This window comes from Pantoea anthophila, assembly GCF_006494375.1.
Taxonomy (GTDB): Bacteria; Pseudomonadota; Gammaproteobacteria; order Enterobacterales; family Enterobacteriaceae; genus Pantoea; species Pantoea anthophila.
Map to the genome: position 1 here is coordinate 13,678 of NZ_VHIZ01000017.1, position 22,831 is coordinate 36,508.

At 55.8% G+C, this 22,831-nt stretch carries 16 protein-coding genes; 4 read left to right on the forward strand and 12 right to left on the reverse strand.

Going from position 1 to position 22,831, the window contains the following annotated elements; all coding sequences use genetic code 11:
• Positions 1-64 precede the first annotated feature (64 nt).
• The 8 genes from FJW00_RS02150 to wbaP form a co-directional block, all read right to left on the reverse strand.
• The gene (locus tag FJW00_RS02150; RefSeq protein ID WP_009089262.1) at positions 65-1,099 is read right to left on the reverse strand and encodes a glycosyltransferase; all 1,035 of its coding nucleotides are present in this window, start codon (positions 1,097-1,099) and stop codon (positions 65-67) included.
• Positions 1,100-1,145: 46 nt separating this feature from the next.
• Positions 1,146-1,898, reverse strand: a complete 753-nt coding sequence (locus FJW00_RS02155; protein ID WP_046102193.1) for a glycosyltransferase family 2 protein — start codon at positions 1,896-1,898, stop codon at positions 1,146-1,148.
• Between the two features lie 69 nt (positions 1,899-1,967).
• Positions 1,968-2,885 carry a glycosyltransferase family 2 protein gene (locus FJW00_RS02160; RefSeq protein WP_009089259.1) on the reverse strand — a complete coding sequence of 306 codons (918 nt, stop codon included), beginning with the start codon at positions 2,883-2,885 and terminating at the stop codon, positions 1,968-1,970.
• A 115-nt stretch (positions 2,886-3,000) separates the two neighbouring features.
• Positions 3,001-4,137, reverse strand: a complete 1,137-nt coding sequence (locus FJW00_RS02165) for an EpsG family protein (protein WP_009089257.1) — start codon at positions 4,135-4,137, stop codon at positions 3,001-3,003.
• A 277-nt stretch (positions 4,138-4,414) separates the two neighbouring features.
• Positions 4,415-6,592, reverse strand: a complete 2,178-nt coding sequence (gene wzc, locus FJW00_RS02170; RefSeq protein WP_009089255.1) for a tyrosine-protein kinase Wzc — start codon at positions 6,590-6,592, stop codon at positions 4,415-4,417.
• 12 nt (positions 6,593-6,604) lie between these two features.
• Positions 6,605-7,039 carry an arsenate reductase/protein-tyrosine-phosphatase family protein gene (locus tag FJW00_RS02175; protein ID WP_009089253.1) on the reverse strand — a complete coding sequence of 145 codons (435 nt, stop codon included), beginning with the start codon at positions 7,037-7,039 and terminating at the stop codon, positions 6,605-6,607.
• Positions 7,040-7,048: 9 nt separating this feature from the next.
• Positions 7,049-8,188, reverse strand: coding sequence for a polysaccharide export protein (locus tag FJW00_RS02180; RefSeq protein WP_009089251.1), 1,140 nt, complete (start codon positions 8,186-8,188; stop codon positions 7,049-7,051).
• A 287-nt stretch (positions 8,189-8,475) separates the two neighbouring features.
• Positions 8,476-9,909, reverse strand: a complete 1,434-nt coding sequence (wbaP, locus tag FJW00_RS02185; protein ID WP_009089249.1) for an undecaprenyl-phosphate galactose phosphotransferase WbaP — start codon at positions 9,907-9,909, stop codon at positions 8,476-8,478.
• Between the two features lie 797 nt (positions 9,910-10,706).
• Here wbaP and FJW00_RS02190 point away from each other — a divergent pair.
• Positions 10,707-12,278 carry a TerC family protein gene (locus FJW00_RS02190; protein WP_140922974.1) on the forward strand — a complete coding sequence of 524 codons (1,572 nt, stop codon included), beginning with the start codon at positions 10,707-10,709 and terminating at the stop codon, positions 12,276-12,278.
• A gap of 13 nt (positions 12,279-12,291) precedes the next feature.
• On the opposite strand, the gene asmA is transcribed toward FJW00_RS02190, so the two are convergent.
• The 3 genes from asmA to udk form a co-directional block, all read right to left on the reverse strand.
• A complete protein-coding gene (asmA, locus tag FJW00_RS02195; protein WP_140922975.1) occupies positions 12,292-14,115 on the reverse strand; it encodes an outer membrane assembly protein AsmA in 1,824 nt (607 codons plus the stop codon).
• A gap of 12 nt (positions 14,116-14,127) precedes the next feature.
• Positions 14,128-14,709, reverse strand: a complete 582-nt coding sequence (gene dcd, locus FJW00_RS02200) for a dCTP deaminase (protein ID WP_009089244.1) — start codon at positions 14,707-14,709, stop codon at positions 14,128-14,130.
• 81 nt (positions 14,710-14,790) lie between these two features.
• Entirely contained in the window at positions 14,791-15,432 is a 642-nt protein-coding gene (gene udk / locus FJW00_RS02205) for a uridine kinase (protein ID WP_009089240.1), read from the reverse strand.
• A 284-nt stretch (positions 15,433-15,716) separates the two neighbouring features.
• On the opposite strand from udk, the gene FJW00_RS02210 reads away from it, so the two are divergent.
• The 3 genes from FJW00_RS02210 (at position 15,717) to yegD (ending at position 21,258) form a co-directional block, all read left to right on the forward strand.
• Complete coding sequence (locus FJW00_RS02210; protein WP_009089238.1) at positions 15,717-16,331, forward strand: phosphatase PAP2 family protein; 615 nt, start codon at positions 15,717-15,719, stop codon at positions 16,329-16,331.
• 163 nt (positions 16,332-16,494) lie between these two features.
• The gene (locus FJW00_RS02215) at positions 16,495-19,830 is read left to right on the forward strand and encodes a diguanylate cyclase (RefSeq protein ID WP_140922976.1); all 3,336 of its coding nucleotides are present in this window, start codon (positions 16,495-16,497) and stop codon (positions 19,828-19,830) included.
• Between the two features lie 75 nt (positions 19,831-19,905).
• Positions 19,906-21,258, forward strand: a complete 1,353-nt coding sequence (gene yegD / locus FJW00_RS02220) for a molecular chaperone (RefSeq protein WP_046102197.1) — start codon at positions 19,906-19,908, stop codon at positions 21,256-21,258.
• 117 nt (positions 21,259-21,375) lie between these two features.
• On the opposite strand, the gene FJW00_RS02225 is transcribed toward yegD, so the two are convergent.
• Positions 21,376-22,719 carry a carbohydrate porin gene (locus FJW00_RS02225; protein WP_009089231.1) on the reverse strand — a complete coding sequence of 448 codons (1,344 nt, stop codon included), beginning with the start codon at positions 22,717-22,719 and terminating at the stop codon, positions 21,376-21,378.
• Positions 22,720-22,831 lie beyond the last annotated feature (112 nt).

Consider the following 22,831-nt stretch of genomic DNA (forward strand, 5'->3'; position numbering starts at 1 on the left):
AATAAGGCCATTGGCCATGGCGGTGTCCCTGAGGCACGTCGCAAGTGAGCGTTTCCAGCTCCGGTTAAACCAATGACAGCCAGCTTTTTTTGATCTGATTACCGTCGAATTTCAGCGCGGTCTGTTTCGTTTTTTCGCTCATGGCATAGAGCAGCGCATCATCTGTCGCCAGCTGCTCCATTCGCGCCAGAAACGTGGCTTTGTCATTCATGGGCACCAGGAAACCATCTTCGCCGTGGTTGATGATCTCCTGAGGCCCGGTCGGGCAGTCGTAGGCGACGACCGGCAGTGACCAGGATTTGGCTTCCAGCAGCACCAGCGGTAATCCTTCATAGCGGGAGGTCATCAGCGCCATGTCGCTGTCGCGATAGTAGTCATTGATGTTGCTGACCTTGCCGACAAACTTCACGCTGTCCGTGATCCCCAGCACTGCCGCCTGATCGTGCAGCTGCTGACGCAGTTCACCGTCACCGGCAATCACCAGCGTCCAGTCCGGGTGTTTTCTGGCAAAGTCGCGCCAGATATCCAGCATCAGGTCAAACCCCTTCTGGTTATCCAGACGTCCGACGGCCAGCGCCTGACGGGAGCGGGTCTGGCGCTGATAGCCTTTGTAAACCACCGGATTGGGGATTTGCATGCTGGGAATGCGCCAGCGGCTGAACACCTGATGATCTTTGTCGGTCAGAACAATCACGCGGTCGTAGTAGCGCAGCAGCAGGAACTTGAGGAACTTAATCGGTTTGCTGAAGGAGTTAATGGCGATGTGTTCGCAGGCGTAGGCTTTGCCACGCTTCTTCTTCATCAGCAGCAGATTCCAGAAGGCGAACATCACGCTCAGGCGGCCCATGCTGATCAGGAAGACGGTGTCGAAACCCTCTTCATGGATTCGGGCAACCGCGCTTTTGATGGGGTTGCTCTGCCCTTCAAAGCTGACAATCTCTTTGACATGCTCAAACGGGTAGAAGGTTTTTCCGCTGCCTTCCAGCGAGTAGATGGTGACGTCATGCGTTTCGCCAAGACATTCTGACATAAAGTTACAGATGTTCTCGGTGCCCGCATAGGAGTAAGCATCTTTGATCACCAGGACAATTTTTTTCATGAAACGCTATCCACCTCAAATTTTAAAGACAATCCTGCCGACGGGCTTAACGATGCTTAAGGGTAAACAGCACACCATTCACCATATACCAGGCGTAATAGTAATAGATTTTTAAAGGATTGTTTTTATAGATAATTCTTAATAATTCGAGGTGCCACTGGGCCGCTTTATTCTTATTACGTGAAAGGGAATCCCCTAACTCGTAATAGTTGACCAGAATCGTCTGAATTACGCGTGCCTGCTTGTAGCGGGTGAACAACTCATAGAGAAACAGGAAATCTTCGTGCCCTTTGCGCTGGAAGAAGAGTCCCTGAGGCGGGCGGCGGAAGCAGACGGAAGAGAAGCAGACGCGATACTGCTTTTTCACGAAATTTTCCTGCTGCAGATAAGGTTTGCCGTAGGTGATGTCGTGCTCAGCCTTGCGGGTTTTGTAGTGATACTCGGTAATGACAAAATCATCACCGGCCTCAATGGCGGCCACCTGCTGAGTCAGCTTATCCGCATGCCATTCATCATCACTGTCGAGGAAGGCGATGATCTCTTCCGTGGCCGCACGCAGCCCGACGTTGCGGGTCTCTGCTGCGCCCATGTTGACCGCGTTGTCCAGAATGGTGATGCGCGGGTCCTGGCAGTGCTCGCGCACAAACGCCAGCGAGTCGTCAGTGGATTTATCGTTGACCAGATAGAGGTGCCAGTCGGTATAGTGCTGGTTGATCACCGATTGCACGGCGCGTAATACCGTCTGACGGGCATTATACATAGGCATCACAATGCCAACGGTTCCAACAGAAGTCTTCATCTTCAACCCTGAATTAAATGAAAAGAGAGTGGCTCCTGATATCAGGAGCAGAGCGGGACGCGCCGCGCGTCAGGAGATCGCTTTCTCACCACCGAAACGTGCTCTGACTTTGTCTTTGACCCGGTTCATGAAATAGGCACGGTTATCTTTGTTGGTGAGGAAGAAGTAGCGGGCAAAGCTCAGGCTCGCCATCAGCGACTTGCCATCCATCTTGTAGCGCAGCGGCAGCTTAAAGGCTTTGTAGGTGTGGATATCACGCGGGGTCAGATGCGGCTTCATGGTATCAAGCCAGAACATCGAATATTTCACCGATTCGCCTTTGTGCTTGGAGCCAAATTTGGTGACCAGATGATAGTTCGCCAGCGGCGCGGCAATCATCACGAAGTCATAGCCCATGCGGTCGGCACGAATGCAGAAATCATAATCCTGATGGCGGATATAGCGGGTATCGAACTGAATTTTTGCCGCGTCTTCCCGCTTCAGCACGATGGTGCTGGTCTGGATGAAACCGTAGCAGCCGAACAGATACTCAGCGACGGTTTCGTTTTTGCCTGGTGGCTGCATCGGCATCACTTTCAGGAACGATCCATCCTGATAGATATTGACCTGACTGAAGATGACAAATTTCTGTCTGCCCTGCCCCTCCAGCTGCGCGATTTTCTCGCTCACCTGCTGCAGTTTGTCAGCGGCCCACTCGTCATCGGCGTCCAGGAAGCTGACATAGTCGCCGGTGGCCAGCTCAATGCCTTTGTTGCGCGCACCGGCGCCGTTAAGTTTCACCTCAGAGAGCACCAGATTGATATCCAGCTCCTGATAGCGTTCGCTGCGAACAACGTCCGCCAGCGCTGCGGCATCCGCCGACTTATCATCAACGATGATGACCTCAAAATTGCGATACGTTTGAGCTTTAACGCAATCCAGCGTCGTGACAATCGATTCTGACGCGTTATAAGCCGGAATTACGATAGAGAAACGAATGTCCTTCATGGCCAGCACCTCATCAAAATAATTCAAAAAATAAACAGTTCAGTCGACAACCGTCGAAGAAAAACCGGGGATCTGACAGGCGGCTGCCTCTCTGGAGAGTCCAGCCGCCCGGTAATCAGTGAATCAACCAAAACTCCCGCGCCACTTCATAGCCGGTCACCGCCTGCTTGGTTGAAATGGTGTTGTAGTAGAGGTAATAGAGCAGGAAGAACACCAGCATGCCAAACAGCGCGGGTTTCCATGACCGTCTGGCCTGATAAATCAGCGAGGTCAGGATGATCGGTTCAACCTGCTGCAGATAGTTAGACAGACGCGAACCGGATGGGAAGTTGTACAGGAAGATCCTGATCGCGCCGCCGATGGCAAAACTTAAAATCAGCAGATAGTTAAGACGATACTGGGCGTAATTTTCGCGCTTCAGTTCATCGGTCAGCATGAAATAGAAAAACACAAACACCAGCATGATGTTTTTCAGGTTCGACACCGCCAGGATACTGCCACCCATCGCATAAGAGGGGTCATTGTTATAGCCCGACGCCCTCTCACCCAGCGATCCCAGATGTCCGGCAATCAGGGCAATAAAGCTGGAACCGCCCACGACGGAGAGCGGCAGGCTGGCCACGATGATGATCACCGGCCACCAGCGCCAGTCACGAATAAACAGGAACGGCACCAGCGTCACGACCATGATTCCGGTGTTGTGACTGGTGAATGACAGCACGAAGAAGGCAAACGCCCACCAGTAGCGCTTGAGATAGATCGACCACAGGACGCCAAGGAACAGCGCCGAGCTCAGGCCAAAACGAATCTGGTTGATGTCTTTGTTGATAAAGATGTGCGCCGAATAGAGCATCAGCGCCAGCACCGGATAGGGTGACATCTTCCGGAAAAAGTAAGTGTTAATGAAAACGGCAATGGCGCAGAAGACAAACAGAAAGATGCTGGCATTGTGCGAAAACAGGCTGGTCAGCCAGGCGATCGCAAAAATCAGCGGTTCATAACGGAAAAATGCGACGGTTTTAAAGAAGCCGTTAATCTCGATACGTCTGACAAAGTCTTCAAAGAAACTCCGATACTGGAAATCATCCATGCCGGTGCCGAGACCGCGAATCCCCCCGAAAACAATCAACAGTATGGCGGCCACGCAGAGCAGCCAGGTCAGAATATGATTTGTGCGTTCGTCTTTTTTTAGCGCGATTTCAAACAGCGCAAGCAGCAGTAAAAAGCCTGATACATACCAATAGGGAGCCATGGTGTGATTCCTTAATTCCACAAGTTCTCATGCCAGCAATCATCCTGCTTCGCCTTCCCGGCCGGCTTTTCCGCGAGCCAGAGAGCACGATCACAAATGACGTGCGGGCGATGCCCTGCTGGAGATGAAGTCTGTTGAGTGACGCTCGCCATGCGATTTATCGTTTTATCGCTTTTCCGGGTCCGGACAGAATAACCTGTGTCAATTGATGCGTGTCGTCATTCAAAGGGACGATAAAAAGGGGCGGTCAGACCGCCCCCTGTTGCTTACTCAATGATCAGCTTTTGTTGGTCTTGCCGTAGTCGTAGGCGTAGTAGTCGTAACCATAGCCATACGCGTTGGCCGCTTTACGCACCACGGCGTTGAGGATCACACCTTTAATCTCAATACCGTTCTGGGCAAAGCGTTTGAAGCTGACGTCCACTTCTTTCGTGGTGTTGGCTTCGAAACGCGCCACCATCAGCGAGGTGCCTGCCAGCTTACCGATAATTGACGCATCGGTAACGGCCAGGATAGGTGGCGTATCGATTAATACCAGGTCGTAGTTCTTGCTCGCCCAGTCCAGCAGCTCACCCATGCGACGATGCATCAGCAGCTCAGACGGGTTCGGCGGCACCTGACCACGAGGCAGGAAGTCGAAACCGTATACCCCCTGCTGAATCAGCGCCGGGCTGAACTCGGTTTTACCGGACAGGACGTTGGACAGGCCTGATTTGTTATCCGCGCCCAGCAGCTCGTGGGTGTAGCCACGACGCATGTCGCCATCGATGAACAGGACACGCTGACCCGCTTTCGCGACCAGGGTCGCCAGGTTGGCACAGATAAAGGTTTTACCAATACCCGGGCTGGCACCGGTGATCATCAGGATGTTGTTTTTCGCTTCCATCATGGCGAAGTGCAGGCTGGTACGCAGACTACGAATCGCTTCGATAGAGAGGTCAGTCGGGTTACCCAGCGCCAGCAGCGTTTCGTGCGGATCGGTTTTCACCTTGCTGCCGCGACGCGCCAGGGCTTCAGTATCCTTCTTACGCTGCCAGTCTGACAGAGGCACGCTGGCATAGACATTCATGCCCAGCTCTTCCAGCTGATCCGGGTTCTCGATGCCGTGATGCAGCAGCGCTTTCAGCAGAACCAGACCGACCGATACGAACAGACCCAGAATCAGGCTTGCGGCGATGATCAGCATCTTCTTCGGTGCGACCGGCGCGTTTGCTGTCTGCGCGCTGTCGATGATGCGGACATCACCCACGGTGCTCGCTTTACTGATGCCCAGCTCCTGCTGACGGTTCAGCAGCTGCATGTAGATCTCCTGACCAGACTGAACGTCACGGGTCAGACGCAGGATTTCCTGCTGAGTCTGAGGCATGCCAGAGATTTTCTTGTTCAGCTGAGCCTGCTCATTCTCCAGCGTTTTACGTTTTTCCAGCAGCGCACGGTAGGTTGGGTGATCTTTGGTGAACAGCTGAGAGACTTCCGCTTCACGGAAGGTCAGTTCGTTCAGCTGGCTCTGCACGCTGACAGAAGAGTCCAGGGCAGATTTCGCTTCCAGTGACAGGTCAACCGATTCGTTCTGACGACGGAAGGCGTTCAGTTTGTTTTCCGCATCATCCAGCTTGCTGCGAACGGCAGGCAGCTGAGTGCGCAGGAACTCCAGACTTTTCTCGGCCTGCTCAGACTTGCGCTCAACGTTCTGCAGCAGATAGTTGTTCACGATCTGATTCAGGACTTTGCTGATCTGCTCCGGATCTTCACCCAGGTACTCCAGACCCAGCACGCCGGTATCTTTACCTTTGTCAGCCACGGTCAGGTTGGAGAGAACAGAACGGATCGCCTGCAGGTCGTTCAGCTTGGTGACGGTGAAGCTGGTGCCTTCGTCAGCGTGGATCTCGCTGACCAGCATGGTGACGTCGCCGTGCGACTCCAGCTGACCGACTTTACCTTTGAACAGCTCATCACCATCTTTAGAAACGGTGTAGCTCTGCGGGCCGGTCACTTCCAGTTCCACGTTACGCTTGTCGATGGTGCGTGGGATTTCCAGGCGGGAAATCGCGATGCTGGCAGGTTTATTCCCCATCAGGCGCGACAGACCCTTACCGATAACCGGGAAGTAGTTCTGCTCAACCACGGTATCCAGACCCAGATCGTCAACCGTTTTGCCGATGACCATACGGGATTCGAGGATCTCGATTTCCGTATCAGACGCCGGGGTCGGTGGCAGAATGCTGTCAATTTCGTTCAGAACGGTGCTGGCGTTCTTCTGCTCAACCTGAACCAGCGCATCTGCGCTGTAAATCGGTGTCGCAAACAGTGTGTAGAGTGTTCCCGCCAGCATGAAAAAAGCGGTAACGGCAACAATGATCCAGCGATGATCAATTAGCTGTCCCACAAGATGCGCCAGATCCCATCCATTCGACTCCTCTCCCGGCGCGGTTCTGACCTTATTTTTTATATTCATGGATAATCCCAACTATCGGCTTAATACGTTGACCCACTTCTGGGTAGCGTTTTCCAGTAACCCGTAAATCTCTTCAAAGGCCTCACGGCTTTTTCGATACGGATCCGCAATTTCTTTCTGATTGAGCCAGTGCCCAAGCAGCATGGTTTTGCCACGCGCAGCGGGGTCGATGCGATTCACCTGTTCAATCTGTCGCTTTTCCATCACCAGAATCAGATCGGCCTGACGGCACATCTCGGCCGTCAGCTGCTGCGCCTGGTGACCGTCCAGCGACAGACCCTGCGCAGCGGCGACGTCAGAGGCTGTCTGGTCAGCCGGGTGGCCTACCAGCGCCCCCAGGCCAGCAGAGCGAACATCCAAATCGGGCAGCGCGCGTTTAAACAGGCGCTCTCCGGTGGGAGAGCGGCAGATATTGCCGACGCAAACGACTAACACGGACGTAATCATGGTCAGACCTTAGTTCGACCAGTTGCGGATACGCAGCGCGCTCTCGCTCACATCGTTGATACCCGCAATGGTTGGCAGTAATTGCGAGATCACACGGTTCCAGCGCGTCAGCGGTGTAGAGGTGACATAAACGATGTCGTAAGGCTGAAGCTGGAAATCGGTGCCCATCACCATGGATGCCGCATCTTTGGTGTTCAACTGATAGATGTTGGCAATCTTGCTGCGATCGGTACCGTGCAGTGGACGGATAACGAAGACACCGGTGGCGTCAGAGGTGGTCTGATCCATCCCGGCCGCATTACCCAGCGCTTCCGCCAGCGTCATGCCGCTGCGGTCCATTTTCAGGGTCGCCTGCTGCTTCACTTCGCCCATGACGAAGATTTTCAGATCGTCATTACGCGGAACGTAGAGGATATCGCCCGGATAGAGGAGATGGTTCTGGCTCAGGTCGCCATTCTGCATCAGCGCCTGCAGAGAGACACGCTGCTCACGACCGTTGTGCGTCAGCACGACGTTACGCCAGTCTGCATCGGCAGCCAGGCCGCCCGCGGCGTTAATCGCATCCAGAATCGTCAGCGGCACGTTGGTAATCGGCTGCTGGCCTGAGGTGGTGACAGAACCGGTCACGTAGGCTTTCTGTGATTTGAACGAGGCGATGCTGACATCAACCTGAGGACTTTCGATGTACTGTGCCAGGCGACGGGCGACTTCGTTACGAACGTCGCCGACGGTACGGCCCGCGACACGCACACGACCGATGTAAGGATAGAAGATGGTGCCGTCTGAGTGTACCCAGTTGCCGGTGTCGCTGGCGCTACGATACTGACCGGCTGGGGTGGTCAGCTCCGGGTGATCCCAGACTGTGATGGTCAGGACATCGCCCACACCGATACGGTATTCGTAGTTCTGAATTTCGTTCTGGAGAGTCGGGTTCGCCTGGGCCACCAGTGGCTTAGGACGCATCTTCTCAACCAGTGAAGGGGTTAACGGAAAGACGTTGACGTATTTGTCGATGTCAAAGTTGCTATCCTGCTGCTCAATGACATCTTTTCCCGACGTAGAAAGGCGCTGACCTGGTTCGATCGTACACCCGCTGAGGAATGTGGCGGATACCAGCAAGGGTATCAATTTCATTTTGATTGTAATCATTTAGATCTTCGCTATCAGTTATTTATTGATAGAGGCGAAACCGCCGCTGTGTAAGCGTCCAACAAAAAAAGTAAATCCTGCCTGACTTAAGCTCTGAACCTGTCGTTCATTATCCTTGCTCCACTTGTTATACGTTGTCGCCATCTGTCAGGGCGAATCTGCGTGCCGTGCATCATAGTAGACTAATAATGCACGACGATATCCCTGACGATGGCGCCAACAACGACACGCCTGACAACGGCACAACACCTCTGAGTGCGCGTTAACGCACTCCTTTCGACTCACACTTAATACGCACCGTCACGTTTCAGGACGACACCCACTGTTTTGAACAGAATGGCGATGTCATTCCACAGTGACCAGTTTTTTACGTACCACGAGTCGAAATAGACGCGGGTTTCATAGTCAACATCATTACGACCGCTGACCTGCCACAATCCCGTCATGCCTGGCTTAGCCATCAGGTAATAATCAACATCACCAGCATAACGGCAGAGTTCATCTTCAATGACCGGACGAGGACCGACCAGGCTCATATCACCGCGCACCACATTCCAGAGTTGAGGTAACTCATCCAGACTGGTTTTACGAATGAAGTGGCCCACTTTAGTAATACGTGGATCATTTTTAAGTTTGAAATCTTTATCCCATTCCGCACGTGCAATCGGGTCAGTACGAAGGACCTCTTCCAGCACTTCTTTGGAATTAATCACCATCGAGCGGAACTTCAGGCATTTAAATTTACGGCCATTCATTCCTACACGTTCGTGACCATAAATCGGCGGTCCACCATCACGGCCAACCAGGAAGCCGAGCACCAGCAGCGCAGGCATCAGCATCAGAATAATCGACAGCGCACCGACAATATCGAATGTCCGCTTCAGGAAGCGCGACGTGCGTTTCGCCAGGTTGTTCTGAACACGCAGAATCATCACTTCATGGCTGAAGATGTAGGCCATGTCGGTCCCGTAGAGCGGCACACCGCGCAGGGTCGGGATAACGGAGACGGAACGGCAGTTGTGCATCGCCAGCGACTTCAGCCACATATCGCGGTACTGACTCTGCTCAAACTCCACCGCCACGATGAACTGGGTTTCACTGCTGGCCAGATGCCAGAGTTCCTGCTCGTCACGCAGCACCGGCACGCCGTTCATGATCTCCTGCGGGCAGGTTCCATCAACGTCATAGAAGGCCACCACGTCAAAGCCCATCACCTCTTCGCTTTGCAGCGCCTGCCAGGCTTCGTGGGCATTTTTGCTGCTGCCAATAATAATGGTCTGTTTTTTCCACAAGCCATTTTTATTAAGCAGACGTTTTGCCAGGGCGCGACAGGTTGGAATGAAAATCAGCGCCAGTACCCAGGTCAGCAGCCAGACGAAACGCGACATCTGCCACTGCGACAGCGCGGTAATCGACAGGTCAATAACAGAAAATATAAGAATGGTACGAAAAACTTCTTTTAATTCGAACCAGAAAGGTTTGCGGTAAGTGTAGTGACGAAGTCTTACCCAGAACCAGCCGATGCAAATAATTGACAGACAAATGTGCGTGGCAATTTGTAGATTCATTTCTTTTTCAGAAATATCTGCCAGCGGCGAATCTGACTGAACATTAATTAGCATCATCGCTATAAATAAAGCTGCGTTGAAACAAATTAAATCTGAACAGGCCAGCGTTAATTTGGTAATAAGACTTTTAAACGTAAATTGTGTATCGCGCATATTTAACTCTTTATTTTATTTCCTTTAACCCGCAACGGCTATCGCCTGTTTAATCGCTGAACGATGAAGCCTCTTCAGACTGAGCCGTTTCTAAGGGGAGCTCCTGCGGCGTTTACGCCCATGATCTTAACCATAAATCCAATAATATTGTGATGAATACCAACAGATTACTCTGACTTTAATCACCGCCAGCGCTGCTCATTTTATCAACGAAAAACACGATTCAGGCACGCTACCGCCCTTGGCTGTCGCTGCCAATATCGCTGTCATCATTCATATTGCTCCCCATAATGCGTCAGCGTTACCGGAACGCATCATACAGACGTTCGCGCTCAAATTACGCAATCCGGACATTGCGATTAATGTCGAATTGGTACGCAAATTACGACTCTGGGGAAGAGTTTGCTAACTTGTTGCTATACTAGTTATTACTGGCTTGTTTACAAGCAGGTCCCGCTATCCCTGGACTATTTTAGGAAAAAGACTACCAGCGATTAGTATTGAAGCCAGACAGGCAGTGCAATCCTTTCGTAATAATTCGGATTAATGCCATACTCCCGCTGCGATAAATCGCATAAGCCCCGCAGGTGAATATCGTTTTCACGGTGCAGAATGAGTAAGAATTATCTCCCCTCCCCTCTGCAGAGTTAATCAAACCGTCACACCGTTATGCTCATCTTTTGCACGATAAATCCGGGCTATCCGGCTGCAACGCCCCTGCCCTGCCATTTGTACCGGGCTTCCCACTCCACTATCATCAGAGAAAACGCAATTTAAAATATTCAGGTGAACACGAGATGCTGGACGTAATGGCGGATCCCTCGCTCTGGGCAGGATTAGTAACGCTAATCGTTCTGGAACTGGTTTTAGGTATCGACAATCTGATCTTCATCGCCATTCTGGTTGAAAAGCTTCCCGGACCGCTTCGTGACCGGGCACGCGTGATCGGACTGCTGCTGGCGCTGCTGTGCCGGCTGCTGCTGCTGGCTTCGCTTTCGTGGCTGGTCACGCTGAAGGAACCCTGGGTTACGCTGGCGGGCCATCCCTTCAGTGCGCGCGATTTGCTGCTGCTGTCAGGCGGGATTTTCCTGCTATTTAAGTCCACAACAGAGTTGAATGCGCGGCTGGAAGGCCATGATGAAGAGAGCGGTCAACAAAAAGGCGGCGCTAAATTCTGGCCGGTGGTGGCGCAGATTGTGGTGCTGGACGCCATCTTTTCACTGGATGCCGTGATTACAGCCGTCGGGATGGTCAATGACCTGCCGGTCATGATGATTGCGGTCACCATTGCCATTCTGCTGATGCTGCTGGCCAGTAAGCCCTTAACCCGCTTTGTGAACAGCCATCCGACGATTGTCATCCTCTGCTTAAGCTTTTTACTGATGATTGGCTTCAGTCTGGTGGCGGAGGGCTTTGGCTTTGTGATCCCGAAAGGGTATCTCTACGCCGCCATTGGCTTCTCGGTAATTATTGAGGCGCTGAACCAGCTGGCTCACTTCAACCGCAGGCGGGTCCTCTCGGCGGGCCGCCCGCTGCGTCAGCGAACGGCGGAGGCGGTGCTGCGACTGCTGCGTGGCGCGGCGGAACCGGCGGAGCTGGACGCAAAGACCTCGTCACTGATTGCAGACAGCGATGACAGCATGCTGTTTAACCGGCAGGAGCGGGTGATGATTGCCCGGGTGCTGGGCCTGGGTCAGCGCCACGTCAACAGCATCATGACCTCGCGCCATGACGTCGAACATATCGATCTCAGTGACGACCCGGCAGAGATCATGTCACGCCTCGACCGCAATCAGCACACGCGAATCCTGATTACCGACCACTCCAGCGAACCGCTGGGTGTGGTTCACGTCATCGATCTGCTGCATCAGTCACTGCACAATGTGTCGCTCGACCTGCGCGCCCTGATCCGCCAGCCGCTGGTGTTTCCTGAACGCCTGACGCTGCTGCAGGCGCTGGAGCAGTTTCGCCAGGCGCACACGCACTTCGCCTTTGTGGTGGATGAGTTTGGTTCGGTGGAGGGCGTCGTCACCCTGAGTGATGTGATGGAAACTATCGCCGGCAATCTGCCGAACGAAGCCGGTGAAATCGACGCCCGTTACGATATTCAGATTCTGGCTGAAGGCCACTGGGTGGCTAACGGCCACATGCCACTGGAAGATCTGGCGCTCTATGTGAAGCTGCCGCTGGATGAACAGCGCGACTATCATACGCTGGCAGGATTACTGATGGATAAGCTGCAACACATCCCGCAGGCCGGCGATGCGCTGCAGCTGGGCGACTATCTGCTGAAAACCCTGCAGGTTGAAAACCACCGGGTTCAGAAGGTGGAGATCCTCTTCCAGCCCCCTGTTGTTGAGGAGGTGTAAGATCCTGCGCCCGTTACGGGCGCAGGATTTTCTTCAGGTTCTGTTTGTTCTCGTCATTTTTCTGACGATCGATCCACTGATTGAGCCGGGATTTCGCTTCACTCTGCAACCGGTCACGCAACACGGCATCCACCGGCAGTGAATATTGCAGACTGTCCCAGTCGCCATACATACGCAGCGGAATCGGCTGAGCAGACAGCGTCTTCACCAGCGCGTCGTCGCCCTGCCAGCCGCTGATTTTCAGACCCAGCGTGACGTCCAGCTGACGCTGCGCCAGATCCACCCTGCCCGCGCCCTGTAAGCCGAGATCCTGACCATTGCCTTCGATGTCGCTGAAGCTGAGCACACCTTTATTCAGGGCGACCTGCGCACTGATCGACTCAATGCCTTCATCGGCCTTCTCAGTATTGCTGACTTTGTCGCTCACCCGCGCCACGGCGCGCTGCACCATCTGCTGAAGGTTAATCTGAGCCAGCTTCAGGTTACTGGCGCTGATCGTCGCCCTGCCCTGCCAGCGACGTTTGGCCGCCTCGACATTCAGCGTGTCGCCGGCCAGTTCGCCATCAAGACTCAGATTGCCCTGCAGACTCTCCGGCAGCGCAAATGCCTTCAGCAGCGGCTGAATGGCAATCAGCCGGAGCTGGGGCTTCAGGGCCACCTGCGTCTCCGGCTGACGGATATCAATGCTGCCAGGGATCGAGAAACTGCCATTGCCCAGTTTGCCGCGCAGGGTGTTCAGGGTCATCAGCCCCTGCTGGTTGATGGCATCGACGGTGAGGCCGGTGAGCGACAGTCCGCGCCAGACCGCACTGTCCGCCTGTAATTTCAGGGCCAGATCCATCTCGTTCAGCGGGGAATCGGCATTGCGGGTTTCACGCGGCGCAGCAATCACCGGCGACCGTGCGACGGTCGCGCGCTGCACGCCGGGCGTCTCGGCAACGGGGGCACCGTTCAGCAGATTATCGAGGTTCAGCGTGGTCGCTTTCAGATCCAGCGCCAGCCGCTGCGGCGGCGCAATATGACCCTCACCCTGACCGGTCAGCGTGGTGTCATTAGCCGTGAGTTGCAGGTTGCTGAAGGCAAACTGCTGGCGGTCGCCATTCCATTCACCCTGCAGGGTCAGCGAACCTTTAATGCCCTGAGGCGGGATATCGGCACCGGAAAGGGTGTAATCAAACTGCTGGAGCTGGCCGGTGAGACGATGAGGATACTGGGCGGCATCCAGCTGACCTTTGAGGGTGACAGTGGCGTTGCGCTGGTTGCGCATCAGCGTGGTGCTCAGCGCCAGCGTCGCCTGCTTGTTCGCGTCCTGCTCCATGTTCATGTTGAGGTCGCGGAAATTGTATTCGTCGCCGCCTGGCTGCTGCCAGATCAGCAGGCTGTCTGCCACCTGCAGTTTAGCGATGTCAAACGACCAGCCGCCGGAGGGAGCAACCGGATCGGCATCACGGGGTCCCTGGGGAGCATTTTTGCTCAGCCGGGCAGCGCTGTCTGGCGTGACGCGCACCACCGCATTTTTCAGCAACACCTGGCTGACGCTCAGCTGATGGGATAACAGCGGCCAGAGATCCACATCCAGCCGCATATTGTCGGCCGAGACCAGCGGCTGGCTGGCACCCGGCGCGGTCAGACTCATCCGGCCGGAGAGAATGCTGAGCTGCGGCCAGACGTGCCAGCGCAGATCGCTGCTGACCTGAAGCTGATAACCACTGCGTTGTTCGACCTGCTGCACCATATAGGCACGGAAGTCGTTGGGATTGACCAGCAGCACCAGCGCGCTCATTCCCGTTACGACCACCACTAACAGGATGGCCAGCGTGGTTATCACTCTTTTCATCAAACCCTCAGATCAGTCTTTGTCGATACGACTGGCGTCAGCGCCCTGCTGACCCCGATATTTGGCATCTTCACGACGGTTATAAGGGCGCGCAGCCGGGCCAGAAAGCGGCTCGAAACTCAGCGCGCCGATAAGCATACCGGGACGCAGCGCCAGCGGCAGTTTACCGGAATTGTAGAACTCCAGCACGATCCGGCCCTGCCAGCCGGGATCGATGCGGTGCGCCGTGACATGCACCATCAGTCCGAGCCGGGCCAGCGAAGAGCGACCATCCAGCCAGCCCACCAGATCGTCCGGCAGCGTCACCGACTCCAGCGTCACCGCCAGGGCCAGCTCACCCGGATGCAGGAAAAAGGCTTCGCCATCCGCCAGCACGATCTCATCGCTCATCACGCGATCCAGTGCCGCGCTCACTTCCTGTTTCGGGCCGCTCAGATCGATAAAGGCTGCGGTATGACCGCTGAAGGTACGGAACTGATTGCCCAGGCGCACATCGACCGTGGCGCCGTTGATGCGCTCGACCGGCGGACGCGGCTCAATCGCCAGCTTGCCACTGTCCAGCCAGGCTTCGATATCGCGATCGCATAATCTCATTGCGGTAACTCCATGACATGAGTGTAGCAAACCGGCAGGCGTGCCTGCCGCCGGTCTGCCTCACGTCCTCAGGGACGTGAACTATTCAAAAAACTGATTGATTTTCGCCTTGAGGATATCGATGGCGATACGGTTCTTGCCGCCGCGCGGCACGATGATATCCGCGTACTGCTTAGACGGTTCGATAAACTGCAGGAACATCGGACGCACGGTCTTCTGATACTGGCTCATCACCGAATCCATGGAGCGGCCACGCTCATTGACGTCACGCTTCATACGGCGCATCAGACAGATGTCGAGCGGCGTGTCTACGAAGATGGAGAAGTTGAGCTCCTGGCGCAGGCGCGCGTCGGTCAGCAGCAGGATCCCCTCAAGGATAATCACCTTCTTCGCCTTGAGGATCTGCGTTTCCTGGGTGCGGGTGTGCTCGACATAGCTATACACCGGCAGCTCAATATCCTGCCCGGCTTTGACGGCCTGCAGATGCTGCAGCAGTAAATCATGATCCATCGCGCTCGGATGGTCATAATTGGTTTTAACCCTCTCTTCCATGGTGAGGTGACTTTGATCTTTGTAATACGCATCTTCCGGGATAACCCCGATATGCTCGCCACCAACCTGATCACGGATTTCACGATAGAGCGTGCTGGCAATTAAACTTTTACCGGATGCGGAAGCGCCGGCAATGCCTACAATCACGCACTGATGGGACTTGTCAGTCATACTTTTTTAAGACCTGATAACTGGAGCCTGCCACTGGTCACACATTACGCGGGCAGCTGACGGGCCGAAATGGAGAGGGTGTGTTCGCGCTAAGTATAGGGATTTCGGCCTTTTGATGCCAGAGAAATGGCGTCTGCGACTTTTCAGACTTTCTCCTTTGGACGCCACTCATTTCACCGATAAACTAGTGTCACCCCCTACTCAGAAAAAAATGGCCTGCGCAGCGGGCCGTTCAGATAACCCGTGTCGCGAACGTGACGACCGAATGATGCATCAGGAGTTGTATGCACTGGAAGACTTTGACCTATTTTGGCGACAGCATGCTGTTGATTCCGACAGCGGTGATTATTGCGCTGATTCTGCCGTGGAAGAGTGATAACCGTCTTACGGTGTTTTACTGGATTGTGGCATTTGGCCTGGCCGGTCTGACCGTCAGCCTCTCTAAAATTCTGTTTCTGGGCTTTGGCATCGGCAGCGCCCGCTTCAACTTTACCGGCTTCAGCGGTCACAGCGCCATGTCTGCCACCCTGTGGCCAGTGATGCTGTGGCTAATCTCCGGGCGCTGGCCTGCGCTGCTGCGCGTGGCGGCGATTGGCGTTGGCTATCTGATCCCGCTGATGGTCGGTTTCTCCCGTCTGGTTATCCACGCACACTCGAAAAGTGAGGTGGCGACCGGTCTGCTGCTGGGCTTCACGCTGAGCACCGCGTTTCTGATCTCCCAGCGCCGCACCGCGCTAAAGGGCTTCAGCTGGCCGCAAATCGGGGCCGCGCTGCTCGTGCCGTTTGTCCTGATGAGTCACGGTCGCGTTGCCACTACCCAGCAGTTTCTGGAGCGCTTCTCCGCCAGCCTGGCGGGTCTGGAAAAACCCTACACCCGGGCCGATCTTTTTCGCCAGTAATCAACAGGCTGCCTATCGATATTTCCCTGCCCGTCAATTCGCTGAATAACGGGCAAACTCGATTTCCTCCCTTTTTTCTTTGCCGAATGTGCTAGCATGCAGTCAGAGAATGACCGGTGCCTGATTCGCCATTGCGGAGCCCTGCACCCTGCCGGAAGTCTGCATGACGATTGAGATCTTTGCCCCGCAAAATAGCACACCTGGCCGCTGGCTCTCGGCCCTGCTCCTGGGCTGTGCGGTATTTGTCCTGACGCTGTTCTGTCTTGAACTGATCGTGGTGAGCGTGAAAATTTCACCGCTCTGGTTCCCGACCACCTTCATGACCATTGTGGTGTTTCGCTGCCCGTTACGTCAGCTGCCGCTGCTGCTGACGGCCTGCGTGCTTGGCACCGCAGCCGCTAATGCCATCGTCATCGGCCCTGCCCTCTCTAACATTAAATTCGCCCTGCTCAACCTGGTGCAGGCAGGCGTGGGCGGGATGCTGCTGCGCGCCCTGCTCGATCGGCGTGCGCCGCTGAATTCGCTGCACGACTGGGCACGGCTGGTGCTGTCGGTGGGCATTGTGACCCCGCTGCTCGGCGGGCTGATGGCGCTGTGGATGCTCAGGGTCAGCGGGCATGCGTCGTTTCCCTTCTTCTATACCTGGGTGATCTCTGAAATCATCGGCATGCTGGTGTTAGGCCCGATGTTACTGCTGATGCCATGGCCGCTGCGTCGCGCGCACTTCAGCGATCTGCGTCCGGCGGAGTGCGTGCTGACGCTGCTTATCACTTTAGGCGCCAGCTACCTGGCACTGCGTTTTATGCCGTGGCCCTTTACCTTTATCGTGGTGATCCTCTTCTGGTGCGCCGTTCGCCTGCCTAAGCTGCAGGCGTTTGTGCTGTTCTTCCTCAATGCCAGCTTTATCGCATTATTGCTGGCCTGTAACCTGGTCAGCGTGGTGAATAACAACACCGCGCTGGGCCCGGTCTCCAGCTGGTTACCCTTCCTGCTGGTCCTGATCCCCAGCCATATTATGTCGCTGGTGATGGATGCGTTCCGGCGCGAAAAGCTGCATATCACCGACAGTGAAACCCGTTTCCGTCATGCGATGGAGTACTCCGCGATCGGTATGGCGCTGGTCGCGCCGCAGGGTAACTGGCTGCAGGTGAACCGTTCGCTTTGCCAGATCCTGGGCTACCCGGCGGAGGAGCTGAAGCGGCTGACGTTTCAGCAGATTACCCATCCCGACGATCTGGCCCTCGACCTGCAGCATGTAAACCAGCTGCTGGAAGGTGAGATTGATACCTACACCTTTGAAAAACGCTATTTCCGTAAGGATGGGGAGATCGTCTGGGCGCGGCTGACGGTTTCGCTGGTGCGTGACGGCGACACAGCACCGCTCTATTTTATTGCGCAGATCATCGACATCTCCGAGCTGAAAAAGAGCGAGCAGGTAAACCGACGCCTGATGGAGCGCATCACGCTGGCGAATGAGGCGGGCGGCATCGGCGTCTGGGAGTGGAACCTGCTGACCGGCGAGATGCTGTGGGACAAGCGCATGTACGCCCTGTTTGGTCTGGCTCCGCACGAGTCGCCCAGTTATGACCTCTGGCTCCATCTGCTGCATACCGCCGATCGCGAATATGCCGCATTGACGGTGCAGCAGGCGATAGAGCTGCGCAGTGCGTTCCATATGGAGTACCGCATCGTGGACGCGCAGGGTCAGCGCTGGATCCGCACGCAGGCGAACCGGCAGCTGAGTAAAGAGGGCCGTATCGAGCGTATGCTCGGCATCTGTCAGGACATTACGCCGCTGCGTAATCTTAATGAAGCGCTGTTTCAGGAGAAAGAGCGCATGGCGATCACCCTGGACTCGATCGGCGAGGCGGTGATCAGTACCGATGAAGCGATGCGCGTAGCCTTTATGAATCCGGTGGCGGAGAAGATGAGCGGCTGGTCTCAGGAGCAGGCCGCCGGCAAGCCGCTGAGCGAGCTGCTGCACATCACCCAGGGACAGACCGGCCCTGAGGTGGAGAATCTGCTACTGTGCCAGTTACCGCCGGAAAAAATCACCCCCGACCTGGATGAAGATCTGGTGCTGCACACCCCGGATGGCGGCCATATCGATATTCACTACAGCATTACGCCACTGCGCTCCGAGGCGGGTCTTGAACAGGGCGCGGTGATGGTTATTCAGGATGTGAGCGAGTCGCGAAAACTGATGAAGCGCCTGAGCTACAGCGCGCTGCATGACACCCTGACACGTCTGCCTAACCGGGCCAGCTTTGAGCTGCAGCTTAAGCGACTGCTGTTTGACGCGGCTGAACATCATCATCAGCACGTGCTGGTGTTCATCGACCTGGATAAGTTTAAAGCGGTCAATGACAGCGCCGGCCATGCTGCGGGCGATGCGTTACTGCGGGAACTTTCAGAGCTGATGCAGCACCATCTGCGCAGCAGTGATTTCCTGGCCCGACTGGGCGGCGATGAGTTTGCCCTGCTGATGGCCGACTGTCAGGTCGACCAGGCGCGTGACGTGGTGCAGCGGATTGTGGCCGCCGTAAACGACTATCGTTTCCAGTGGCAGGAACGCCGCTATCAGGTGGGGGCGAGCGCGGGCGTCACACAGATTTCCGCCGACAACTGCGTCAGCGGTGATGTGCTGTCGCAGGCAGACATCGCCTGCTACAACGCCAAACGCAGCGGGCGCGGACGGTTGGTCGTCTTTGAACAGCACCGCCTGCCGCTGCCGGGCAACCCTCAGGGAGTAGATGCTGCGATGATTGATGCGCTGCAAATTGAGCTGCCCGCCTGGGCTGTCGCCCCACCCAAAACGCCTCAGTCAGCCTTTATCTGGCTGCTGGAGGTCCAGCTATTGACTGCGGAGGGGATACTGGTGGATGAAACCCTGCTGCGTCATAACCTGCCGGATGAAACGCTGCGTCGCCGGCTCGATAGCAATATCATCGAGGCCTTTTTCCGCCAGGACGTCGGGACGCTGAATAAAAAAGGGATCCCGGTCATCCTGCCGCTGAGTGAAGAGCTGCTCGGTGACGCCGCTTTTGTGCAGCAACTCTGTCAGCGCTTTGTCGCCGCAGGTCTCGCCAGCAGCCGCTGTGGTTTTGCTTTTCCGGCCGCCAGCGTACTGAGTAAAAGCGATCGGTTCTATACCGCGCTGCTGCAGCTGCGTGAGTGTGGCTGTCGCATCGCGCTGCACCATTTTGGCCGCAATCTGGACGCCTTTAATCTGCTGAGTGACGAAGTGGTCGATTACCTGGTGCTGGCACCGGAACTGGTTGCTAACGCCCACACCAGCCTGATGGATGAGATGCTGCTGACCATCATTCAGGGCCAGGCAACGCAGCGCCATATTTCGGTGCTGGCGGGTCCGGTTTCCGTTCCGGCGGTGCTTAGCACGCTGGCTGATCTTGACGTCGATGGCGTCTGGGGCAGCGCGATAACCGAGCGTCAGCCGCTCCGTTCCCTGGCGGAAGATCGCCTCTTTGCTATCCGCTGATTCCCGCGCTGGCCGCTTGCCACCCTGCTGAAGCTGCGCTAAAGTCGCCCCCTTTTTTCCGGCATGGGGGCGAAAATGTTCATAGGATTCGATTACGGCACGGCTAACTGCTCCATTGCAGTGAGCGAAAATGGCTCGCCGCGTCTGTTAACGCTGGAAAAGGGTCAGCGTCTGCTGCCGTCAATGATCTGTGCACCGACCCGCGAGTCGGTCAGCGAATGGCTCTATCGCCATCATCAGGTGGCAACCCCTGACAGTGAAACCACCGCGCTGCTGCAGCGCGCGCTGCGTTACAACCGCGAAGAGGATATTGAGGTTCAGCCCGGCAGCGTGCAATTTGGTCTGACCGCCCTGCAGCACTACATGGTCGATCCCGAAGATGTCTGGTTCGTTAAATCCCCCAAATCCTTTCTGGGTGCCAGTGGCCTGAAGCCACAGCAGATCGCCCTGTTTGAAGATCTGGTCTGCGCCATGATGCTGCACATCCGCCAGCAGGGTGAAAGCCAGCTCGGGCAGACCCTCGATCAGGCGGTGATCGGTCGCCCTGTCAACTTCCAGGGGCTGGGCAGCGATGAGTCGAACCAGCAGGCAGAGGGTATCCTGCTGCGTGCCGCCCACCGCGCCGGATTCCGTGACGTTGAGTTTCAGTTTGAACCCGTCGCCGCCGGACTCGATTTCGAAGCGACCCTGCAGCAGGAGACGCGGGTGCTGGTGGTGGATATCGGCGGCGGCACCACCGACTGCTCGATGTTGCTGATGGGCCCGCAATGGCGAAACAGAGCCGACCGTCGTGAAAGCCTGCTGGGCCACAGTGGCTGTCGCGTCGGCGGTAACGATCTCGATATCATGCTGGCCTTTAAGACGCTGATGCCGCTGCTGGGTCTGGGCGGCAACACTCAGAAGGGCACCGCCCTGCCCGCGCTGCCGTGGTGGAACGCGATTGCCATCAACGATGTGCCGGCGCAGAGCGACTTTTACAGCGCCGCCTGCGGGAAATGGCTGCGGGATTTAGTGCGTGACGCAGAACAGGGTGACATCGTGGCGCGTCTGCTGAAAGTGTGGCAGCAGAAGCTGAGTTACCGTTTAGTGCGCGCGGCGGAAGAGAGCAAGATTGCGCTGTCAGACGCCCCGGTGCATACCGCCTCACTCGACTTCGTGGCCGCCGCGCTGCAGACAGACGTGAGCGTGGGTCAGCTGCAGGAGGCGATCAGTCAGCCGCTGGAGAAAATCCTGGAGCAGGTGCAGCTCGCCTTAGCCACCAGCCAGATTAAGCCTGATGTCATTTACCTGACCGGCGGCAGTGCGCGTTCGCCTCTGCTGCGCGCGGCGCTGCAGCAGACGCTGCCCGACACGCCGATTGCCGGTGGCGATGATTTCGCCTCGGTCACGGCCGGTCTGGCACGCTGGGCAGAGGTGTTGTTCCGCTAGGCTGGCACTGTAATACTAAAAACGGCACCTGAGGGTGCCGTTTTTGTTTGCGGATAACTGAGAGCAGACTCCCATCGCTTTACGTCTGAGAGTCCTCTGTTCAGGTGTTATTGAGGATCAGAAGGCAATATTGGCGCTGATACCGCCGATAAAGGCATCTTTGACTTCACTCACCGCACCCGGTGCTACGACATACTGCAGGTTAGGCCGCAGTGACATCCAGTTCGTCACTTTGGCGTTGTAGTAAACCTCATAGTTGTACTCTGACCCTTCCTGAATCGGCAGATAGGTCGGGCTGTCAAAGCGGCTCTCACCGTTAGCCTGATTCTGCTGACGCAGTGAGCGGGTATAGTCGCTGTTCACATGAATGCGTGATGCGCCTACGCCAATCTCATCCTGCGGACGGGCATCAAACGGACCGGTCCAGGTAAAGGCGACAGACTGGTAGTTGTCGGTTTTCGAGGTCTTGTGATCGTTCATCACAGCCTGTACCCGCACGCCCAGACCACGATTCACATCGCCATCCTGCGCGGTCAGCTGCTGTTGTAACAGCAGATAGCCGCCATAGGCGTGAGCCTGATCCTGATAGCCGCCGTTGCGCCAGCTGCCATAAACATCGCCATCCACTGACGAGTAGTAGTAGCCGATGCGGTAGTTACCCGGTAATTTCTCCGGCCCGAACGTCGGTTTCCAGCCCAGTTCGACCGGCACCAGATTGCCTTCAGAGTTGCTGGTATCCAGCCGGAAGCCATCGCCGCGATCGTAGTTGGCGCGGTTCTGGTTGTAGAAACCCACCTGGAAGAACAGCTCAGGCGTCATATTGATTTTTACCCGACCGCCCCACTGCGAGACCGGCCAGTTGAACCAGCGGTCGCCACGCCAGTTACCCGCCTGGCCGCTGCCCAGCGCCAGGTTCTGGAACAGGTTGCCGTCGAAGTTATCGAAGTCCTCGCCCACGGTGACCCGCCCGGCTTTCAGATCAACTACATCGTTGAACAGCCCTTTGCGCAACCAGAACTGCGTCAGCCGCCAGGTCTGACCGCGACCGTACACCTCCTGAACCGATGAGAGCATACCGGTGCGTTTATCCGCCACCTGCTCAGAGAGATTCTGTCCGTCGCGGTTAGTGACGGTCATCTGAAACTCTGCATCCTGCCAGTTCAGCAGTTTTTCCAGGTCGAAGTTGGTGCCAAACGTCCACTGATCGCTGTAGCGCATGGTGGTGTTGGTATCTGCGCCGCCACCCAGATTGGCGGCACTTTCCATGGTGTAGTTAACGTCAAACTTAATCCCTTCGTCCTGCAGCTGCGTTCGGTAACCGTCCCAGTCACCAAACATCCATTCGGAATCCGGGCTCAGAGCGTCAGCCGCCATAGCGGGCGCGGAGAGAATAGCCAGGATCAGGGTGCCGGTTGCCACACGGCGCAGCGGAAAAGCGTGCTCTGCTTGTCTGTTTTTCATGGTGCGTTTTCTTATGTGAGTGACAGGAAGTGACGCGCAGAGGATAGTGCTGGATAAACTTCAGTTTTTGTAAATACGTGCGCATAATTTCCTGAAACATCAGTTTATTAAC

Coding starts and splice junctions, on each gene's coding strand:
- FJW00_RS02150 (WP_009089262.1), bottom strand. CDS start 1,099: ATGAAAAAAATTGTCCTGGTGATCAAAGATGCTTACTCCTATGCGGGC.
- FJW00_RS02155 (WP_046102193.1), bottom strand. CDS start 1,898: ATGAAGACTTCTGTTGGAACCGTTGGCATTGTGATGCCTATGTATAAT.
- FJW00_RS02160 (WP_009089259.1), bottom strand. CDS start 2,885: ATGAAGGACATTCGTTTCTCTATCGTAATTCCGGCTTATAACGCGTCA.
- FJW00_RS02165 (WP_009089257.1), bottom strand. CDS start 4,137: ATGGCTCCCTATTGGTATGTATCAGGCTTTTTACTGCTGCTTGCGCTG.
- wzc (WP_009089255.1), bottom strand. CDS start 6,592: ATGAATATAAAAAATAAGGTCAGAACCGCGCCGGGAGAGGAGTCGAAT.
- FJW00_RS02175 (WP_009089253.1), bottom strand. CDS start 7,039: ATGATTACGTCCGTGTTAGTCGTTTGCGTCGGCAATATCTGCCGCTCT.
- FJW00_RS02180 (WP_009089251.1), bottom strand. CDS start 8,188: ATGATTACAATCAAAATGAAATTGATACCCTTGCTGGTATCCGCCACA.
- wbaP (WP_009089249.1), bottom strand. CDS start 9,909: ATGCGCGATACACAATTTACGTTTAAAAGTCTTATTACCAAATTAACG.
- FJW00_RS02190 (WP_140922974.1), top strand. CDS start 10,707: ATGCTGGACGTAATGGCGGATCCCTCGCTCTGGGCAGGATTAGTAACG.
- asmA (WP_140922975.1), bottom strand. CDS start 14,115: ATGAAAAGAGTGATAACCACGCTGGCCATCCTGTTAGTGGTGGTCGTA.
- dcd (WP_009089244.1), bottom strand. CDS start 14,709: ATGAGATTATGCGATCGCGATATCGAAGCCTGGCTGGACAGTGGCAAG.
- udk (WP_009089240.1), bottom strand. CDS start 15,432: ATGACTGACAAGTCCCATCAGTGCGTGATTGTAGGCATTGCCGGCGCT.
- FJW00_RS02210 (WP_009089238.1), top strand. CDS start 15,717: ATGCACTGGAAGACTTTGACCTATTTTGGCGACAGCATGCTGTTGATT.
- FJW00_RS02215 (WP_140922976.1), top strand. CDS start 16,495: ATGACGATTGAGATCTTTGCCCCGCAAAATAGCACACCTGGCCGCTGG.
- yegD (WP_046102197.1), top strand. CDS start 19,906: ATGTTCATAGGATTCGATTACGGCACGGCTAACTGCTCCATTGCAGTG.
- FJW00_RS02225 (WP_009089231.1), bottom strand. CDS start 22,719: ATGAAAAACAGACAAGCAGAGCACGCTTTTCCGCTGCGCCGTGTGGCA.